Below are 18,820 nucleotides of genomic sequence, written 5' to 3'. Positions count from 1 at the left end.
TTACTGCTATTATTATATCAAATAGAAGGTTTTACTTCAAATAAAAAACTATGTTAAGGTATTGATTTTTCAATGAATATTTGATTTATCCACAATGATTTGACGAAAAGATAAAAATTGATTAAAAAGTACTATTTTTTTCATGATTTTCTTGACAGTTTCGCCTCTCGTCTATATAATCATCATAGTGTTTTGTATTATTTTATGGAGGTGAAGAAGTTGAAGAGAACATATCAACCAAATAGAAGAAAAAGAAGTAAAGACCACGGATTTAGAAAGAGAATGTCTACTAAGGGTGGTAGAAGAGTTTTAGCAAGAAGAAGAAAAAGAGGTAGAAAAGTTATTTCAGCTTAGGCCATTTTAATGGTCTTTTAATTTATTTATGGAAAAAGATAAAAGATTGAGAAGTAATGGGGATTTTAGAAGTGTTTACAAAAAGGGCGATGGATATTTCAACAGAAACTTCACCTTTATTGTAAAAAAGAATAATTTACCTGGATCTCGTGTTGGTTTCTCCATTACTAAAAAATTTGGAAATGCCGTTACTAGAAACAAGATGAAGAGAAGACTTAAAGAGATTTTCAGACTGAATTTTGACTCTTTGATTCAAGGCTACGACATTGTAGTAATACCAAAACAAAACACTAAAGAGTTAAGTTATATAGAGCTTGAAAAATCTTGTATGCATCTTATAAGGAAAATATCAAAGAAGGTGAAGTAGTGAGAAAAATACCAATTTTTCTAATTAGACTATATCAGATATTTATTTCGCCATATCTAGGACAAAACAAGTGTAAGTATTATCCTACATGTTCAAACTATGCCATACAGGCCTATCAAAAATATGGTGTATTCAAAGGCACTTTATTATCTGTATGGAGAATTTTAAGATGTAATCCTTTCAGTAAGGGCGGCTATGATCCATTAAAATAAGATTAGGAGAGTATATGACAAAATTACTGAGTTCGATAATTGGTAAGATACTTGAAGTAATTTATCTTACTGTATCGAAAATTGGAAATGAGCCAAAGAATATTTCCTACTTTGCAATATCAATTCTTATACTTACATTGATATACAAGTTGGTAATGCTTCCGGTTACAATTTCCAATATTAAAATGCAAAAGCTAAATGCAAAGTTCCAACCGGAACTTAAAAAGCTTGAAGCGAAATATAAACATGATCCTCAACTCTATCAACAAAAGGTTATGGAGTTTCAAAGGGAGATGGGTTATAATCCGCTAGCTTCCTGCTTGCCTATGCTTATACAAATTCTTATTATTTGGGCACTTTTCCCTGTAATGAGAGAACCTCTTAAGTATTTGGAGTTAAGTAAGGATATAAACCTTAATTTCTTTTGGATTAAGGACATTACAGTTGCTAATTCAGGAGATTTAATCCTTCCTATAGCACTGGCTCTTACTCAGTTCTTATTTACGAAGATGATGACTCCAAAAATGCCTCAGGATGAAAAAAATCCTATGCAAGGAATGAACTTTGCAATGCAATATGCAATGCCTATAATGTTCTTTTTCTTTGCAAGAAATTATCAACCAGCCCTATCCATCTACTGGATAACTGGTAATATCATTGAAATGATATTTAGATTTTTCATCAACAGAAACGAGGACGAGGAAGTAGAAAGCAATAAGGAAATTAAGAAAGGTAAGAAATAGGAAGGAGCTTAGATGAAATCGACAGTTAAAGTGGCAAAAACCGTTGATGAAGCGGTTGAACTTGCTATTAAGGAACTAAATTGTTCAAAGGAAGAAGCTGTTATAGAAGTAATAGAGGAACCTAAATCCGGGATATTTGGACTTTTTGGTTCAAAAGATGCCATGGTTAGAGTTTCATGTGAAGAAGATATAAGTAAACTTTTAGATGAAGTTATATTAGATAACAGCTCCAAAGTTGAAAATAATATTAAAAAGGATACTAAACCAGAAAGAGCTTCTAGAAAAGAAAAAGAAGAACCTGTTGAAGTTTCAAAAACTGAAAAACCAGTTGAAAAGCCAAAGGTAGAAACAACTGAAGAGGTTAAAGATGAAGAGATAGAACCTGTTGAAATAGACGAAGAATTTAAGGTAAAGATTAAGTCATTTTTAAATTCTGTTATTCAAAAGATGGGTATCGAATCAAATATAGAAACTTTTACTGATGACTTTGGTATCAAATTTAATATAATTCCTGTGAATGAAAATGATATTGGAATTGTTATTGGAAAAAGAGGGGAAACTCTTGATGCCATCCAATATATTGCAAACCTTGTTGCCAACAGAAACACTGACAGATACATTAGGATTTCTGTGGACTGCAATGGCTATAGGGACAAGAGAATTAACTCTTTAAAATCTCTAGCTAGAAAAATGGCTAACAAGGCTATTAAGTACAATAAAAATATGAGATTGGAACCTATGAATCCATTTGAAAGAAGGGTAATTCACTCAAGTCTTCAGTCCTTTGATGGAATTTACACTGTGAGTGAAGGTAATGAACCTTTCAGAAGAGTGGTAATTAAAATAAAAAGAGATTAGAAAAGATAAGTCTGCTATTGCAGGCTTTTCTTTTAGCCTTTTTCATATGGTATAATCATAAAAAAGGATGTGACTAAATGGAAGATACAATTACAGCTATTTCAACAGCTACTGGAGAAGCGGGCATTGGAATTGTAAGAATGAGCGGTAAAACGGCATTTGAAGTAGCTAATAAAATTTTTAAACCTAAGTCTACAAATAGAGATTTTGAAAATAGAAAACTTATTTATGGTCATATTTATGACAAAGACGAAATTATAGACGAAGTACTAATCAGCTTTATGAAGGGACCTTCAACTTACACTAGAGAGGATATGGTTGAAATATACACCCATGGTGGTATTATCGCCGTTAGAAAGGTGCTTGACTTAACCATTAGAGAAGGTGCAAGAATTGCGGATAGAGGCGAATTTACTAAAAGGGCCTTTTTAAATGGAAGACTTGACCTATCACAAGCGGAGGCGGTTATAGATTTGATTAAGGCAAAGACCGACAAGTCCTACGAAGCCTCTATGAACCAGCTGGGAGGTTCTCTAAAAAAAGAGATTAAGGAAATTAGAGATAAGATACTAGATCAACTTGCAAGGGTGGAATACACCATAAACTTTACAGAAGATGGGCAGGAAGAGCCGGACAAAAATATTATCTTAAAAGAGGGCAGGGAAGTCTTAGAAAGACTTGAAAAGTTATATAATTCATCCAATAAGGGAAAGATTATAAGGGATGGTATTAACACCACCATTATAGGAAAGCCAAATGTTGGTAAGTCTTCACTACTAAACTCCCTGGCAAAGGTGAACAAGGCCATAGTTACAGATATTCCAGGTACTACAAGAGATGTTATTGAGGAGTACATTGACCTTGATGGCATAATGTTAAAAATTTCAGACACCGCAGGTATTAGACACAGTGAAGATATTGTTGAGCAAATCGGTGTGGATAGATCTTTGGACTATGCTAAGACTGCGGACCTTATAATTGCAATATTTGACCTTTCAAAGCAGGTGGAAGAAGACGACAAGAGAATTATGGAATTACTTTCAAAACGCAGATCCATAGTTCTACTAAACAAGTCGGATTTGGAAAGAAAGTTCGACATAGAGCATTTAGATATTGACAGTGATATTCCTGTGGTTGAAGTTTCCATTAAGGAAAACAAGGGAATTGAGGAATTGGAAAAAGAGATTATTAATATGTTTTACCAAGGGGATATTAAATCCTCTGCAGACCTTTTGGTTACCAATGTAAGACATAGGGATATAATTAAAAAGGCAATGGACTATTTAAAGTCATCCCTTGATGACTTGGAGATGGAAGTTCCAATTGACTGTATAGAACTTGATTTGAGATCTTCATGGGAAATTCTTGGAGAAATCACTGGAGAAACCATTGAAGATGACGTATTAGATAAAATATTTAGAGATTTTTGTATTGGGAAATAAGATGGAAATAAAAAAATATAAAGAAGAACCAGTAGACGTGATTGTTGTAGGTGCAGGCCATGCGGGAACGGAAGCAGCCCTTGCAACGGCACGACTTGGACTTAAAACGGTAATAATGACAATGAGTTTGGATTCCGTGGCGGACCTGCCATGTAATCCAAATATAGGTGGTACTGGCAAGGGTCATCTAGTTAGAGAAATTGACGCACTTGGTGGAGAGATGGCTCTAATTATAGATAAGACCTTTATTCAGTCTAGAATGTTAAACACCTCAAAGGGGCCGGCGGTACACTCCTTGAGGGTGCAAGCTGATAAACCAGCCTACCATAGAGAAATGAAAAAGGTGCTTGAAAACACAGAGAACTTAGACCTTGTGGAAGGGGAAATCACCAAGATAAATGTGGAAGATAAAAGAGTTGTTTCAGTGGAGACACTAAATGGTGCCATTTATGAAACAAAGATAGTAATCCTTGCAACGGGCACATATCTTAAGGGACTTATTCTCCAAGGAGAACTTCAAACAGAGTCGGGACCCCATGGCTTAAAATCTTCAAAGCTACTTTCCGATTCATTAAAAGAACTAGGCATAGAGCTTAGAAGATTTAAGACGGGAACTCCAGCAAGGGTTCACAGAGATAGTTTAGACTTTTCTGTAATGGAAGTTCAGCCGGGAGATGAAGAGATAATACCATTTTCATTTATGAACTTTGGCAAAGATATGAGTAGAGAGCAAGAGCATTGCTATTTAACTTACACCACAAAGGAAACTAAGGAGATAATTGAGGACAATTTGCATAGAAGCCCAATGTATGCAGGTATTGTAAAGGGAGTTGGACCAAGATATTGTCCATCAATTGAAGATAAAGTCGTTAGATTTAGCGAAAGGGACGAGCATCAAGTATTTGTTGAACCTGAAGGCCTTGATACTAAGGAAATGTATATTCAAGGTGTGTCTTCAACATTACCAGAAGATGTTCAAAAAGAGATGTATAAGACCATTATAGGATTTCAAAATATGAAATTTATGAGATCTGCCTATGGAATAGAGTACGATTGCATCGACCCTACAATCTTAAAGAGAACTTTGGAACACCAAGATATAAATGGACTGTACTTTGCTGGACAAATAAATGGCTCATCAGGATATGAAGAGGCGGCGGCACAGGGACTTATGGCTGGAATAAACGCATATTTAAAGTTAAATGACAAAGAACCATTTATATTAGACCGCTCCGATGCCTATATAGGAGTTTTAATTGACGACTTAGTTACAAAGGGAACCAACGAACCATATAGAATGATGACATCAAGGGCGGAGTATCGTCTAACACTTAGACAGGACAATGCAGACTTTAGACTTACCAAGTATGGCTATGACATAGGCCTTGTTTCAGAAGAGAGAATGGAAAAGACCAACAGTAGACTTAAGGCAGTTGAAGACGAACTTAAAAGGCTTGACTCCATAAGGGTAAACCCAAGTGAAGAAAATAATAAAATAATCGAAAGCCTTGGTTCTACAAAACTTCAAAAATCCCTTAGCTTAACAGAGCTTATAAGAAGACCAGAGCTTGATTATGAAAAGGTAAGAGTCTTTGACAAAAAAGCGCCTGAACTTGATAGGGAAATAAAGATTCAAGTGCAAACCCATATTAAATATGAAGGCTATATTGAAAAGCAAAAGCAACAAATCGAAAGATTTAAAAAGCTTGAGAGAAAAGATATAAGCTTTATTAATGATTATTCTGAGCTAAAGGGGCTTTCCAACGAGGCTGTACAGAAGTTAAATCAAATAAGACCAGACTCATTGGGACAGGCTAGCAGAATTTCTGGAGTTAGCCCGGCAGATATAAATGTAATCCTTATATATCTTGAAAGTAGAAAGAGGAACAAAAATGAACAGCCTAATTAAAGTAATGGAAAGTGAAGGCATAGAGCTAACAGATAAATGCGCAGAAAAGTTTGAACAGTTTAGACAGACTCTTCTTGAAACCAATAAGTATTTAAATTTAACTTCAATTACCGAAGAGGAAGAAGTAAATTATAAACACTTTTTAGACTCCCTTCTTCCAATGAAGAAAATAGAATTTAAGGAAAATGCCAAAGTTATTGATATAGGTACTGGAGGAGGATTTCCAGGACTTCCTATGAAATTTTATAGAGAGGATCTTGATATAACACTTTTAGATTCACTTAATAAAAGAATAAAGTTTTTAAAAGATACTATATATAAAATGGAATTATCGAATATAGAAGCAATCCATGGAAGAGCTGAAGAACTTGGTAGACAAAAACAGTATCGTGAAGTGTATGACTACGCCATATCAAGGGCAGTTTCAAGACTTAATACATTGGTAGAGTATAGTTTACCATTTGTAAAAGTTGGTGGATACTTTATATCCATGAAGGGGCCAAGTGGAAAGGAAGAAGCTGAAGAAGCGAAAAATGCTATAAAATTATTAGGTGGAGAGATTGCAGATATAATAGAGTATCAACTTGACTATGAAGACTCGGATAGAACTCTTGTAGTAATAAAAAAGATATCCCCTACCCCAAAGAAATATCCACGAGGTGGAGGAAAACCAAAAAATAAACCATTATAAAAAAGACCCTCAAAGGCGTGCCCTTGAGGGTTATTTTATTCTATGGGAGAAAGATGTTTGAAGTCAGGTCCCTTAAGCAGTGAAATAAAAGAACGCTTCAACTTATCAATGGATGAATAATATAAATATACTGTATCGTCTTTTACCATAAAAGTAGATTTATATATAAGCCAGTTATCAAAACCCGATTCAGAAGGTTCCAATATTTTAATTGGATTTGTGAAATTTATTCCATCCTTCGATGTAAGGACAAATAATGCAGATGTATCCATTTTTCCATCGGGACAATCCATGGTTAAGCAGTAGTAGGTATCCCCTATCTTTTGTACTTCCAAATGCCAAGGATTATAGTTAGTCCAAGACCCCTTTTCCATATTCATGGGAACAACGGGAGTAAAAGTTTTTAAATCCTTGGACTCAGTATAGACATAGGCATCCTCCCCTATATTCATATTCTTACGATAGTATATTTTGTAAGTGTCATCTTCGTATATGATAGAAGGTGCTCCAAGGCCATAGCCACTTGTACCAAAGTCCATTATAACTTCAGGATCTGTAAAACTTTTTAAATCCTTAGTAGTCATCCTTAAAATTCTTGAAAGTCTCGTTTTCTTATTAGACTCCCTATACCAAAGCTCTAAAGTATCGTCCTTTTCAAATAGACAAACATCTGAAAGATGACAGTCTTGTCCTGGCATTGCAAGAGGTGTTTTCACATTGGGAAGTGGTTTAAAGTTCACCCCATCATCAGACACCACAATACTTGGGTTTTCAGTAGAGTCATTTAAAAAACTATATGGTGTAAATGCCATAATGTATTCATAACCAAATTTTCGAGTTCCATCGTGGATAATTGACGGATGTATAGACTGATTGTCTGTCTCCACATAAGTTGGAATATCTAAATGATTAGAAGCATTTAATAAAAGACCCTCGTTGACTAATTTAGATCCTACATAATCCTTTTCTTCGGTTGGAGAAACATTGGTAGGTTCAATTTTTGATTCACTTGAATCAACATTAACTATTTTATTTTTCTTATCATAAATTGAATCATGTTTATTTATATAAAGGGAGCCAGCTATAATTATAAGAGATAGAGCTCCGACAAATAAAAATCTTTTCTTTTTCAAATGTATCACCCATTAAAGGATATCATATATTGATGTTTTAAGATATTACAAAATTATTAAGATTAAATTGTGGATAAGTATGTGGATAATCAAGGCATAACCATGTGGATAACTATGTGGATAAGTTTGTTGATAAGTGTGATTCAAACATATAAAAACTGATTATAATTTCAATTAAATAAAAGGAGCTACAAAGAGCTAAAAATACACATTTGTGATAATCGTAAAAATAACGATAAAAAATTTGATTTATTTTGACTAAGATTCACATTTATTTTTATGTGGATAATTACCTTTTACATACATCAAATTTGTGGATAAAAATCAGAAGTTAGATAAAAAGATTAAAACTTGAAAGATAATATTTTGCATTTTAGAATAATTTTCTTAATTTAAAAAAATGTTTCACATGAAACAAAAAGTATATAAAAATTATTTAAATGTTTCACATGAAACAATAATTAATTTTCTCCACCAAATGTTTCACGTGAAACATAAATAGATTAGACAAGAAACACTTTGCCTACATTTAATTTACTTCCTTCATAATTCTTTATTATTTTTTCACTTAAATAAAAAGAAAGATTAACAACTTTTCTTCTTACTTCATTTCTCGACCCTTTAATCCTTAGTCGATAAATATTTTCTGAGTCTTTATATCCTATTCCAAGATATACCAATCCACTATTTTCACCAGGTCCAGCATATCCTGTTGCAACAATATTTAAAGTAGACTTAGAGATTGCAGTTAGTCCTCGTAACATATCTACGGCAGCTTCAAAACTTACAGCAGTATGTTTCTCTAATGTTTCACGTGAAACATTTAATAGTTTCATTTTAACTTCTTCTGTATAAGTTATAGCTCCCATTTCCAATACACTACTTGCTCCAGCAATATTTGCTATGGAAGCTGTTATTAATCCTGCGGTTAATGACTCTCCCGTTGAAACGGTTATTTTATTATCTATTAAAAAAGGAACAAAAGATTCTTCTAAATTTAATGAACTTTCAAATTCTTTTATTTCCTTTAATATTGTGTATTTCATTTTATCACCCAATTAGATTATAACTCAGTTCTTTTAATTTAAAAACCTTTGTTATATTGACTGGCATGTTATATAATGGTGAATGGACAAAATAGGAGTTGATACAAATGAAGTTTACATCACTTTCCAGTGGCTCTTCAGGAAATTCCTTATTAATTGAAACTGATAAAACAAGAATTTTAGTAGACGCAGGCTTTACAGGAAAAAGACTGGAAGCTTTAATTAAAGATGCAGGTGTACTACCTGAGACAATAGATGCAATCCTTGTAACTCATGAACACAATGATCATATAAAGGGAGCTGGCGTTATGAGTAGACGCTTCAACATACCGATTATTGCAAATGAAGAGACTTGGATAGCTATGATTAAAAAGATAGGTCCAATTAAAGACAATAATATTTTAGTCTTTAAAAATGATTATGATTTTACTCTAAGAGATTTGGATATTCATCCATTTAGTACTTTTCATGACGCTGCCAACAGCTGTGGCTTTGCAATTAATCATGGGAAAAAGAAAATCTCTATAATGACGGACACCGGTACTGTAAATGAACGGATAAAGAGACAGCTGCTTGGTTCAGATGTACTGTTTATAGAGTCAAATCACGATCCGATTATGCTTATGAATGGACCTTATACACCAGCTTTAAAGAGAAGGGTTGCTTCAACAAAAGGGCATCTTTCAAACTTAGACTGCGCATACACCCTTGAAGAGGTTCTTACTGGAAATGGAGAAAAAGTGATTCTTGCACATTTAAGTGGAGAAAATAATACAGCAAGTATAGCCTATAACACGGTTTCAGATCATTTGACTGATTTAGGACTAGATATAAATAGAGATATTTCTTTAAATGTTGCAGATAGAAATGGTGTTAGTAATAGGATTGAGTTATAGAATATGAATGTTAAAATAATCACAATTGGAAGCATAAAGGAAAACTATATAAAAGATGGTATAGCTGAGTTTAAAAAGAGAATTAAGTCATATGCTAATCTAGAGGAAATTGAATTAAAAGAAACATTAATAACTGATGAAAGTAGTTCCAATATTGAAAAGGCATTAGATGACGAAGCTGAAAAAATATTATCAAAGATTAACAACAGAGACTATGTTATTGCACTGGATGTTAAAGGAAGGCAATATGACAGCGAAGATTTTTCTAAAAAGCTTGAGGAGCTTAAAATTGACGGTTATAACGACTTCGTCTATATAATCGGTTCATCATATGGACTAAGTGAGAAAATCAAAAATAGAGCCGATTTAAAGCTATCTTTTTCTAAGTTCACTTTTCCACATCAGTTGATGAAGCTAATATTATTTGAACAAATTTATAGATGGATTAAAATTTCTAAAAACGAGCCCTACCACAAGTAGGGCTTATTTAGTTAAGCAACAATTCATGGTATACTAATGTTGAGGTGTTAATTTGGCAGAAAATGGTTTACAAAATGGCTTTTGTCCTCAAATGGTTGTAACGGAAGAGTTAAAATCATTGGAAGACATAAAGAGAGCCATTATTAAAAGATACAGAAAACATATATGGTCCAAGTTTATTAAGGCAATCAAGGAATACGATTTAATTCAGGACAATGATAAAATCGCCATTGCCATATCCGGTGGAAAGGACAGCTTGCTCTTGGCAAAGTTATTTCAAGAGTTACAAAAGAATGGTAAGAACAACTTTGAGCTGGAATTTCTTGCAATGGACCCTGGATATCATCCGGACATAAGAGTTCTTTTAGAAGAAAATTGCAAATACCTAAATATTCCTGTAACTATTTACGACTCGGATATTTTCAAGGTGGCAGATAAAATCTCTTCAGACTATCCATGCTACATGTGTGCAAGGATGAGAAGGGGTTCACTATATGCAAAGGCAAAGGAACTTGGATGCAATAAACTTGCCCTGGGACATCACTTTGACGACGTTATAGAGACAAATATGTTAAACATACTCTGTGCAGGTAATTTTAAGACGATGATGCCAAAACTAAAGGCTCAAAACTTTGACGATATGGAAATTATAAGGCCAATGTACCTTGTAAGAGAAGAGAGTATTATAAGATGGATGACCTATACAGGCCTTATGCCAATGAACTGTGCATGTATGGTGGCTGCAAAAAAGATTGGTTCAACAAGACATAAAATTAAAGATCTTATTAAACAACTTGAGGATGACGGCTTCACAAATGTTGCAATAAATATATTTAGATCTTGCGAAAATGTAGATATGGACAGAATACTTGGGTATATAAATGAAGATGGAAAACATTCATTTTTAGATAATTATTAGGAGGGTATTATGAACAGTATATGCAAAGAAATCCTATCAGATTTGTACTATATAGGTGCAAACGATAGGGAAACAGAGTTATTTGAAAATATGTTACCACTACCTAGAGGGGTATCATATAACTGCTATTTGATTAAAGATGAAAAGACAGCTCTTTTAGACACTATTAGAATTAATAAGTCCGGTGGATTCATTGAAAATATTAGAAATATTTTAGATGGAAGAACCCTAGACTATCTTGTAGTGCAACATATGGAACCTGACCACTCAGGTTGCATTAAAGAAGTTTTGGAAGCTTATCCCGATGTTGTAATCGTTGGAAATAAGAGAACTAGAACAATGTTATACGATTTACTAGAACTAGAACTTTCAGACGAAAAGTTTATGGAAGTAAATAATGGAGACGTATTAAAACTTGGTAAGAGAGAACTTAACTTTGTAATGACTTCAATGGTACACTGGCCAGAGTCCATGGTAAGTTATGAACCAACTGACAAAGTGCTGTTCTCACAAGATATATTTGGTGGATTTGGTACATTGGACGGAGCAATATTTGACGACCAAGCGGACTATTCAGTTTACCAATCAGAAACAAGAAGATACTATGCAAATATCGTTGGAAAGTATTCAATGGTTGCTGCAAAGGCAGTGGAGGCAGTTCAAGGACTAGATATTGATATAATTTGTCCTGTTCATGGTTTCGTATGGAGAAAGAACCCAGAAATAATCATAGAAGATTATAGAAAATGGTCAAACTACGAAACAGAAGAAGGAGTTGTTATAGTTTATGGTTCAATGTATGGAAATACAGAATCCATGGCAGACCACCTTGCACAGTTCTTAGCAGAAGAAGGAGTTAGAAATGTACAGGTATACGACTGTTCAAAGACTCACTTCTCGTATATAATTTCAGAAATCTGGAAGTACAAAGGACTTATACTAGGTTCAGCAACATATGACAACTCAGTATATCCAAATATGTACAATCTACTAAATCTATTGAAACACAATAAGATTAAAAACCATGCTCTTGGAATATTCGGTTCATATGGATGGAGCGGTGGAGCAGTTAAGGACCTAAAGGCTTTTGCAGAAGGAAGTGCTTTTGACTTAACAGAAACCATTGTAGAAGCAAGAGGAACAATGCACGAAGAAGACCTAGAAGGACTAAGAAAAATGGCTAAGGAAATGGCTGAAAAAGTTCTTGAAAAATAATAAAAAACTTAGGGAGATAATCGCTATCTCCCTAAGTAAACATTTCAAAATATTCATTTTTTAAAGAGTCTCTTAGATTTAAAATACTAGAAATTTCAATATTATTTTCGACAAGTATCCCCAATACATCATTTAAATTCTTATTACTTATTATTAATTCATTTCCTATTTTCAACAAATCCTTTGACTTAAGCAAATCAATAGCTTTTAAATCATTATCTGTAATTAATTTTAAAGAATCTAATGCATAAGAGTGATATTCTATTATTTCTCCATCCTTTAAAAAAAGTATATCTTCAGTTAAATCATTTACATCATCTAAAATATGTGAGGATAAAATTATTCCTTTAGTTTCAGCTAATTTTAGCAATAGAGATTTCATTTTCTTTACAGATCCTGGATCTAGACCAGAAAGAGGTTCATCCAATAAAACAAATTTTGTATCTGGAAGAATTGACAATGCTATCATAGATCGGTTTTTCATGCCTAAACTATAGGTTTTAATCTTATCATTACAAAAATGTGATACATCTGTTAGGTCCATTATCTCCTTAATTTTATTTTTAGATATTCCATAGATCTTAGCAATATAATTCAAATAATCATATAAAGTCATTTCCCTATCCAAAATTGTATGGTCACCTAAAAAAGTCAAATGCTTTAGGATTTCTCTATTGTTAAAGTCTTTTCCGTCAATCATAATATTTCCCTTAGCTGAAAGTTTCTGAGAGATACAGTTTAGTAATGTTGTTTTACCTGCGCCATTTGGAGCTACTAGAGCTTTAATACCTTTATCTAAATTAAAAGATACATTTGTCAAAACTTTTTTATTTTCATAGTTAAAATTTAAATTTCTAATTTCAAGCATACATTTCTCCTCAATTTTTTAATGCTAAGTAGATTCAATAAAGCTGAACAAAATATAAGTATAATCAAACCTAGAATAAAACTATATCCATTTGTACCATGATATGATCTTAGGAAACCTGAAAGGACAAAGTCACTATCTAAGTAAGTTGTAGGCAGTATAAGAGAATATTTTGTTAAAAAGCTTATAATTATCCCAATAAGAACTATGGAAAAGTAGATTCCAATAGTAGTTTTATTATTAAAAATTAAGCTAAAAAATACAAGCAATGAGTTAATCGCTAAAATTACTATGGTGGAAAATAAAGCATTTAGCAAGATGTACTTTCCAATAGAATAAAATTTGAAGCTGTCTTTAAAAGTTATTGCTACAGGATAATTAAAGTATCCTATTTTATAAAATATTCCTGATAATATAAATATTAATCCCATAATGATAAAATATATTACAACTCCAGGAATAAAACTTCCAACAAAAGCTTCTACATAACTTTTTGTAAAATCTTTTTTCAAAGAGATGTTGAAGACTATATGATTCTTTCTCCATAAAAATATGGAAGTAAACAGAGGAATAGTTAGTACTAATAACAAGCTTAGCTTTAGATGGTAAAAATTATAAAGATTTCCAAAGGAAGAATTATCCTTAATAGTACCATAGTCTAAATAATCTTTAAATAAATAATCTAAACTCAAATACCTATTAGAGTCAAAGTTAGAAAATATTGGAGTTAAAAATGTATCAGGAACAGGAGCTTTCCTCTTCTCATATTCGCTAACAAAACTTTCATTTAATTTTAGAGTATGCTCAGAAGAAGTCATATCTTTTAAATAAGGGTTAAATTTGCTATTAGAATCTTTATTCAATGTGACCTTTTCCATATAATAATACTTTTTTGGGTCATTAAATCGATTTTTAAAAGATAAATAATGATCCAGACTCATTTTTGAATCTTCTACTATAGCTTTTTGAGTTTGTATTTCACCTTCTTCATAGTAATCCAATTCCAATTTGCTATATTCATCAAGATTTTCTCTTTCTTCATCAGTTAGATTACGAGAAGAGTTGAATAATTCATGATAATTATCAAGATTTTTCTTTTCATTATTATAGGTATTATTATAAAGTTTAAAATTTATTTTAAAGTAATGGTTGAAGTTTTCAATATATTTTTCGTTATTTAAAGAAACTCCTCGTATAAAAAGAAGGGATATTAATAACAAATATGGAAAACTTTTAACAATAGGATATTTTATATAATAACTTAAGGTAAAAGGATTCTTCAAATAAATGCCCTTTAAGTTTGACATAAAGTCTTTAATTTCAAGCTTAACAGATACAAATAAGATGATTATTGCAAAAGTAAAGCATAAAATAATAGTAATAATATCTCCTCTACTCAAACTTGAAAAATTATAATTATTCGAAAGATTAAAGAGATTTAGTTTGATTAAAGAAAAGTTCAGTAACTTAGATTTGGATATCTGTTCAATTGCTATTAAAGCTGAAAAAATCAAAACCAAAACTTTAAAATATAGTTTATTTAAAAGTTTAAAAAGGAAGTTAAGAAATATTGAACAGATAGTGGTAAAAATTATGAATATTGTCCCTTTATATAAAAATATATGAAATGGTTTTTCGGTTATGTACACAGTGCTTCCATTTATACTCTGTGGATTAAAATAGTAGTAATCAAATTTTCCAAGTCCATCTCCAAAAATATATGTCAAAATTAGAATAAAAAACAACACACTTAAGCTAAACAAAATAAGTGTAATTATATAAAATATTAGGGATTTCAGTTTAAGTAAAAACAAATTATTATTAAGCCTTAGTGAAATTTTGTCTTGATTCAACACATAGGCGCCAATCAATGATAATAGTATTAAAAGTGGGATATTAAATATTTTATTAGATTTTGAAGCAATCAATGAGTTAAAGTATAATTTATTCTCATCAATAACTTGAAAATCATTTGATTCTAGATTGTCATATCTCTTTATGACAAAGTCCATAAAGCTTGCATCAAGAATATTATAATCTTTTTTAGAAGTATCTTTGTAAAGATTAATAAGCTTTTCTTGTCCCTTTATGAAATCTTCCTTATCCATATCCGATGCTGGAACAGCATCAGCAAATTTAGACTCAGGAACTTCCTCACCAGAAAAAGAGGATTGAATATTTGATAACATCTCTTTTAGAGTTAAATAATAATCTATTTGTTCAATTGTTTTACTATCTTCTTTTTTGTAGTCAGGAATAACATTTTCATATTGCTCAAAGACAATGGAGTTTAAATCATTTTGGGACAGATTTTCTTGAAGGAAATTATAAACTTCAATTTCTAATAATAAATAGACTTCGCTTTCTTTAGAAGCAAAATTATTTTTTGCTAAAGTGAACACAAAAGAACTTAAAATAACAGATATTATTAGAAGATAGATATGTAGCTTGTTTTGAAAAAATCTTTTTGCAATCATAATTTCTCCTTATTGGTGGTAAGAGTAGGAAGTTTAAATATACTATCTCATACTTGGACAATCACTTATACAGTGACAGTAACCACTAAATTTGTAAGTAACCCAAGTATTATTTAAATTTACTATGTTTCGTCTTTTTAATCTACCTGCAAGAAATCCATCATTATAGCTTATATATTCAGGAATCTTTGTGCCTTTTCTATATGTTTTTTCTACAACGATCCATTTTTGATATGCTGCAGTAGCAGATTTATTTTCGTTAAGAGTTGTTTCACCAGCAAATGAAAATGTTTGCAATGGTAATAACAGTATTGCAGCTAATAATAAAATTTTATATTTAGATTTCATTTTTTTCTCCTTATATATACTTCCTACTCACTACCATTAATTAAATTTTATCATAATAAATAAAATTTATCAAATAATAAAACGAAACTGTCGAGAAGATTCCCGACAGTTTTATTTTATTCTGTTACAAGTTCAACGTCGTCCAAATAATCTGGTAATACTAAATTGTCTGGTTCATGATCGGACTTTTTAATATTTACCGCTGCAACCTTATATTCTGCAGTCTTTGTAATTGGATCGTATGCGTCGTTTGTAAGTTCGTTAACTGGAGATTCCCAGAAGTGGAATGTCATCCAAAGCATACCTGGTTTAACTCTGTCTGTAACTGTAACTCTTGTCCAAAGTTTACCCCTTCTTGACTTAACTTCTATTACATCATGTTCAACTAGTCCATATTCTTTAGCAGTTTTTGGATGAATTTCTGCAAGTTCACATGGCCTGATGTTGTTTAATGTGTCTGACTTTCTAGTCATAACATTGTAGTGATATAACATTCTACCTGTTGCAAGTAAGATTGGATATTCGTCGCAAACTAATTCTGCAGGGTCCCTGTGTTCTGCTGGCATTAATTTACCAACGCCCCTTGCAAAGATACCTTTGTGTAGATATTTTGTTCCAGGATGTTTAACTGTTGGACATGGCCATTGTAGACCGTTTTTGTCTATTCTTTCATAGGTCATACCTGCATAGGATACTGCAGCTTTTCTTAGGTCATTGAATACATCTTCTGATGTCTTAAAGTCAAATCCGTTTACTCCCATGGCTTTTGCAATGTCACTAATAATCTTCCAGTCAAGTCTTGCTTGTCCAGGAGGATTTACAGCTTTTCTAACTCTTTGAACTCTTCTTTCTGTGTTGGTGAAGGTTCCATCCTTTTCTGCATAGCAAGTTGCAGGAAGGACGATGTCAGCATGTGTTGCTGTAGGTGTCATAAAGATATCTTGTACAACTAAGAAGTCTAGACTGTCAAGGGCCGCTTTTACATGGTTTGCATTAGGGTCTGATAACACTGGATCTTCTCCCATGATATACATTGCCTTAACATTGCCTTCATGGGCATTTTCAAACATCTCAGGTATTCTATATCCTCTATTTCTAGTTAATTTTGCATTCCAAATCTTTTCATATTTTTGGATGGTATCTTCATCGTATGCATTGGCGTATCCTGGGAAGTTATTAGGAAGTGCAGCCATATCGCAGGCACCTTGTACGTTATTTTGTCCTCTTATAGGGTTAACTCCTGCTGATTCAAATCCTACATGGCCTGTAATAAGGGCAAGGTTTGAAAGGGACATAACATTTTCTGTACCATTTGTATGTTCTGTAATACCTAATGTATAGAAGATTCCAGCTTTTTTAGATGATGTATAGATATGGGCAGCTTCTACTAGCTTGTCATAGTCTATGCCAGTTATCTTTTCTACTTTTTCTTTATCGTATTTTGAAACTACTTCTTTTAGTTCTTCAAAGCCTTCAACTCTCTCTTCGATATATTTATGGTCAATTAGGTCCTCGTCAATGATAATCTTCATAAGACCATTGATTAAAGCTACGTCAGAGCCTGAGTTTAAAGGTAGCCAAACATCTGCCATGGAGGCAAGTTCGGTTCTTCTAGGGTCTACTACAATAAGCTTACAGCCATTGTATTTAACGGCTCTTTTCATCTTATTACCAATAATAGGATGGGCTTCTGTTGCGTTAGAACCTATTACGAAAAGCACATCGGCGTTTTCGATTTCTTCAATGGAGTTAGTCATGGCTCCACTACCAAGTGTTGTTGCAAGACCTGCAACTGTAGGAGCATGTCAGGTCCTTGCACAGTGGTCAACGTTATTGGTACCAAGGGCAACTCTCATAAACTTTTGGAAAGCGTAGTTGTCTTCGTTGGTAGTTCTTGCAGATGAAAGTCCTGCAAATGCGTCGCCACCGAATTCTTCTTTTATGTCTAAGAATTTATCTGCTATTGTATTTATTGCTTCATCCCAAGATATTGGCACAAATTCTCCATCAACTTTTTTAAGAGGTGTCTTTAATCTGTCGGGACTATTTATTAGGTCAATATGGCTTCGTCCTTTAACACATAGTGAAGTGCCATTAACAACTGCGTCAGCTGCTGGAGTTACGCCAATTACCTTACCATCTTTAACATTTAAGTCAAAAGTGCATCCTGTACCACAGAAAGGACAGGTTGTTCTAACCTTTTTGTCAATTTCCCAAGGTCTTGTTCCTATAAAGTGCTTGTTTACAATGGCTCCAGTAGGACATACGGATATACATTGACCGCATAGTCTACAGTTGTCGTCTGAAAGCGGTAGGTCGAAACCTGCTGCTATCTTTGAGTTAAAGCCTCTTGAAACAAAGTCTATTGCAGTGGTAACTTGTACTTCTTTACATACTCTTACACATTTACCACATAGTATACATTTTGATTGATCTCTTAAAAGTACAGGGTTTCTCGCCTCTACTTCGTAATGTTTCTTTTCGCCTTCAAAAGTTGGTCTTACATCAAATTCATAAGCCAAGTTTTGAAGTTCACAGTGGCCTGTCTTATCACAGGTTAGGCAGTCTTCAACTGGATGGTTTGAAAGTAGTAAGTCAAGTACGGTTCTTCTTGTTTTATTTACAAGGTCTGTATTTGTTCTAACTACCATTCCGTCAGTTGCTGTAGTACAACATGTGGCTACGAGATTTCTAAAGCCCTCTACTTCAACGACACACATTCTACAACCACCGAAGTGGGAAAGGTTGTCGTCGTGGCATAGAGTAGGAATTCTCGCACCGGCTTGTCTACAGGCATCAAGCAGTAAAGTGCCTTCCTTAACCTGGATATCCACTCCATCAATATTGAGTTTTATCATATTC

18 protein-coding genes are annotated in these 18,820 nt (G+C 32.9%); 12 read left to right on the top strand and 6 right to left on the bottom strand.

The genetic code is table 11. The features are described from left to right. Positions 1-219: 219 nt before the first annotated feature. From rpmH to rsmG, 8 genes are all read left to right on the top strand, one after another. On the top strand, positions 220-354 hold the full coding sequence (rpmH, locus tag L6651_RS05720) for a 50S ribosomal protein L34 (RefSeq protein WP_055077886.1): 135 nt from the start codon (positions 220-222) through the stop codon (positions 352-354). Positions 355-382: 28 nt separating this feature from the next. Next, a complete protein-coding gene (gene rnpA, locus L6651_RS05715) occupies positions 383-721 on the top strand; it encodes a ribonuclease P protein component (RefSeq protein ID WP_237037032.1) in 339 nt (112 codons plus the stop codon). Next, on the top strand, positions 721-933 hold the full coding sequence (gene yidD / locus L6651_RS05710) for a membrane protein insertion efficiency factor YidD (RefSeq protein ID WP_237037031.1): 213 nt from the start codon (positions 721-723) through the stop codon (positions 931-933). The genes rnpA and yidD overlap by 1 nt, the downstream gene beginning before the upstream one ends. Positions 934-947: 14 nt before the next feature. Beyond that, on the top strand, positions 948-1,676 hold the full coding sequence (locus tag L6651_RS05705; RefSeq protein ID WP_237037030.1) for a YidC/Oxa1 family membrane protein insertase: 729 nt from the start codon (positions 948-950) through the stop codon (positions 1,674-1,676). A 12-nt stretch (positions 1,677-1,688) separates the two neighbouring features. After that, on the top strand, positions 1,689-2,534 hold the full coding sequence (jag, locus tag L6651_RS05700; RefSeq protein WP_237037029.1) for an RNA-binding cell elongation regulator Jag/EloR: 846 nt from the start codon (positions 1,689-1,691) through the stop codon (positions 2,532-2,534). A gap of 77 nt (positions 2,535-2,611) precedes the next feature. Beyond that, a complete protein-coding gene (gene mnmE, locus L6651_RS05695) occupies positions 2,612-3,976 on the top strand; it encodes a tRNA uridine-5-carboxymethylaminomethyl(34) synthesis GTPase MnmE (protein ID WP_237037028.1) in 1,365 nt (454 codons plus the stop codon). A gap of 1 nt (position 3,977) precedes the next feature. Further along, entirely contained in the window at positions 3,978-5,885 is a 1,908-nt protein-coding gene (gene mnmG, locus L6651_RS05690; RefSeq protein ID WP_237037027.1) for a tRNA uridine-5-carboxymethylaminomethyl(34) synthesis enzyme MnmG, read from the top strand. After that, positions 5,869-6,576, top strand: a complete 708-nt coding sequence (gene rsmG / locus L6651_RS05685) for a 16S rRNA (guanine(527)-N(7))-methyltransferase RsmG (RefSeq protein WP_237037026.1) — start codon at positions 5,869-5,871, stop codon at positions 6,574-6,576. Before mnmG ends, rsmG begins: the two co-directional genes overlap by 17 nt. 35 nt (positions 6,577-6,611) lie before the next feature. Here the strand turns inward: rsmG and L6651_RS05680 are convergent, their stop codons facing one another. Continuing rightward, complete coding sequence (locus L6651_RS05680; RefSeq protein WP_237037025.1) at positions 6,612-7,709, bottom strand: family 43 glycosylhydrolase; 1,098 nt, start codon at positions 7,707-7,709, stop codon at positions 6,612-6,614. A gap of 503 nt (positions 7,710-8,212) precedes the next feature. Further along, positions 8,213-8,755: a CinA family protein gene (locus L6651_RS05675; RefSeq protein WP_237037024.1), complete on the bottom strand. Its 543-nt coding sequence runs from the start codon at positions 8,753-8,755 to the stop codon at positions 8,213-8,215. Positions 8,756-8,862: 107 nt separating this feature from the next. Between L6651_RS05675 and L6651_RS05670 the strand changes: the two genes are divergently transcribed. The 4 genes from L6651_RS05670 to L6651_RS05655 all read left to right on the top strand — a co-directional run bounded on the left by L6651_RS05670 (position 8,863) and on the right by L6651_RS05655 (position 12,265). Next, on the top strand, positions 8,863-9,651 hold the full coding sequence (locus L6651_RS05670; RefSeq protein ID WP_237037023.1) for an MBL fold metallo-hydrolase: 789 nt from the start codon (positions 8,863-8,865) through the stop codon (positions 9,649-9,651). 3 nt (positions 9,652-9,654) lie between these two features. Then, a complete protein-coding gene (rlmH, locus tag L6651_RS05665) occupies positions 9,655-10,131 on the top strand; it encodes a 23S rRNA (pseudouridine(1915)-N(3))-methyltransferase RlmH (RefSeq protein ID WP_237037022.1) in 477 nt (158 codons plus the stop codon). Positions 10,132-10,222: 91 nt separating this feature from the next. Next, on the top strand, positions 10,223-11,050 hold the full coding sequence (locus L6651_RS05660) for a tRNA 2-thiocytidine biosynthesis TtcA family protein (RefSeq protein ID WP_237037633.1): 828 nt from the start codon (positions 10,223-10,225) through the stop codon (positions 11,048-11,050). A 9-nt stretch (positions 11,051-11,059) separates the two neighbouring features. Further along, positions 11,060-12,265 (top strand): FprA family A-type flavoprotein, encoded by a 1,206-nt coding sequence (locus L6651_RS05655; protein WP_237037021.1) that lies wholly within the window; start codon positions 11,060-11,062, stop codon positions 12,263-12,265. Between the two features lie 31 nt (positions 12,266-12,296). Here the strand turns inward: L6651_RS05655 and L6651_RS05650 are convergent, their stop codons facing one another. The 4 genes from L6651_RS05650 to fdhF all read right to left on the bottom strand — a co-directional run bounded on the left by L6651_RS05650 (position 12,297) and on the right by fdhF (position 18,816). Next, positions 12,297-13,133 carry an ATP-binding cassette domain-containing protein gene (locus L6651_RS05650; RefSeq protein ID WP_237037020.1) on the bottom strand — a complete coding sequence of 279 codons (837 nt, stop codon included), beginning with the start codon at positions 13,131-13,133 and terminating at the stop codon, positions 12,297-12,299. Further along, the gene (locus L6651_RS05645) at positions 13,112-15,610 is read right to left on the bottom strand and encodes a hypothetical protein (RefSeq protein ID WP_237037019.1); all 2,499 of its coding nucleotides are present in this window, start codon (positions 15,608-15,610) and stop codon (positions 13,112-13,114) included. Before L6651_RS05645 ends, L6651_RS05650 begins: the two co-directional genes overlap by 22 nt. A 42-nt stretch (positions 15,611-15,652) precedes the next feature. Continuing rightward, a complete protein-coding gene (locus L6651_RS05640; RefSeq protein ID WP_237037018.1) occupies positions 15,653-15,958 on the bottom strand; it encodes a hypothetical protein in 306 nt (101 codons plus the stop codon). Between the two features lie 116 nt (positions 15,959-16,074). Continuing rightward, the gene (fdhF, locus tag L6651_RS05630) at positions 16,075-18,816 is read right to left on the bottom strand and encodes a formate dehydrogenase subunit alpha (RefSeq protein WP_255784639.1); all 2,742 of its coding nucleotides are present in this window, start codon (positions 18,814-18,816) and stop codon (positions 16,075-16,077) included. Positions 18,817-18,820 lie beyond the last annotated feature (4 nt).

This window comes from Mediannikoviicoccus vaginalis (assembly GCF_928097925.1).
Classification (GTDB): domain Bacteria; phylum Bacillota; class Clostridia; order Tissierellales; family Peptoniphilaceae; genus Mediannikoviicoccus; species Mediannikoviicoccus vaginalis.
The sequence above is the reverse complement of the archived record's forward strand: the minus strand, read 5'-3'. Positions and strand labels throughout refer to the sequence as shown.

Excerpts from the sequence above, each read along its gene's own strand:
- rlmH (WP_237037022.1), top strand. The coding sequence starts at position 9,655 with ATGAATGTTAAAATAATCACAATTGGAAGCATAAAGGAAAACTATATA.
- mnmG (WP_237037027.1), top strand. The coding sequence starts at position 3,978 with ATGGAAATAAAAAAATATAAAGAAGAACCAGTAGACGTGATTGTTGTA.
- mnmE (WP_237037028.1), top strand. The coding sequence starts at position 2,612 with ATGGAAGATACAATTACAGCTATTTCAACAGCTACTGGAGAAGCGGGC.
- L6651_RS05650 (WP_237037020.1), bottom strand. The coding sequence starts at position 13,133 with ATGCTTGAAATTAGAAATTTAAATTTTAACTATGAAAATAAAAAAGTT.
- L6651_RS05675 (WP_237037024.1), bottom strand. The coding sequence starts at position 8,755 with ATGAAATACACAATATTAAAGGAAATAAAAGAATTTGAAAGTTCATTA.
- rnpA (WP_237037032.1), top strand. The coding sequence starts at position 383 with ATGGAAAAAGATAAAAGATTGAGAAGTAATGGGGATTTTAGAAGTGTT.
- jag (WP_237037029.1), top strand. The coding sequence starts at position 1,689 with ATGAAATCGACAGTTAAAGTGGCAAAAACCGTTGATGAAGCGGTTGAA.
- L6651_RS05705 (WP_237037030.1), top strand. The coding sequence starts at position 948 with ATGACAAAATTACTGAGTTCGATAATTGGTAAGATACTTGAAGTAATT.
- rsmG (WP_237037026.1), top strand. The coding sequence starts at position 5,869 with ATGAACAGCCTAATTAAAGTAATGGAAAGTGAAGGCATAGAGCTAACA.
- L6651_RS05645 (WP_237037019.1), bottom strand. The coding sequence starts at position 15,610 with ATGATTGCAAAAAGATTTTTTCAAAACAAGCTACATATCTATCTTCTA.
- L6651_RS05660 (WP_237037633.1), top strand. The coding sequence starts at position 10,223 with ATGGTTGTAACGGAAGAGTTAAAATCATTGGAAGACATAAAGAGAGCC.
- L6651_RS05640 (WP_237037018.1), bottom strand. The coding sequence starts at position 15,958 with ATGAAATCTAAATATAAAATTTTATTATTAGCTGCAATACTGTTATTA.
- L6651_RS05655 (WP_237037021.1), top strand. The coding sequence starts at position 11,060 with ATGAACAGTATATGCAAAGAAATCCTATCAGATTTGTACTATATAGGT.
- L6651_RS05670 (WP_237037023.1), top strand. The coding sequence starts at position 8,863 with ATGAAGTTTACATCACTTTCCAGTGGCTCTTCAGGAAATTCCTTATTA.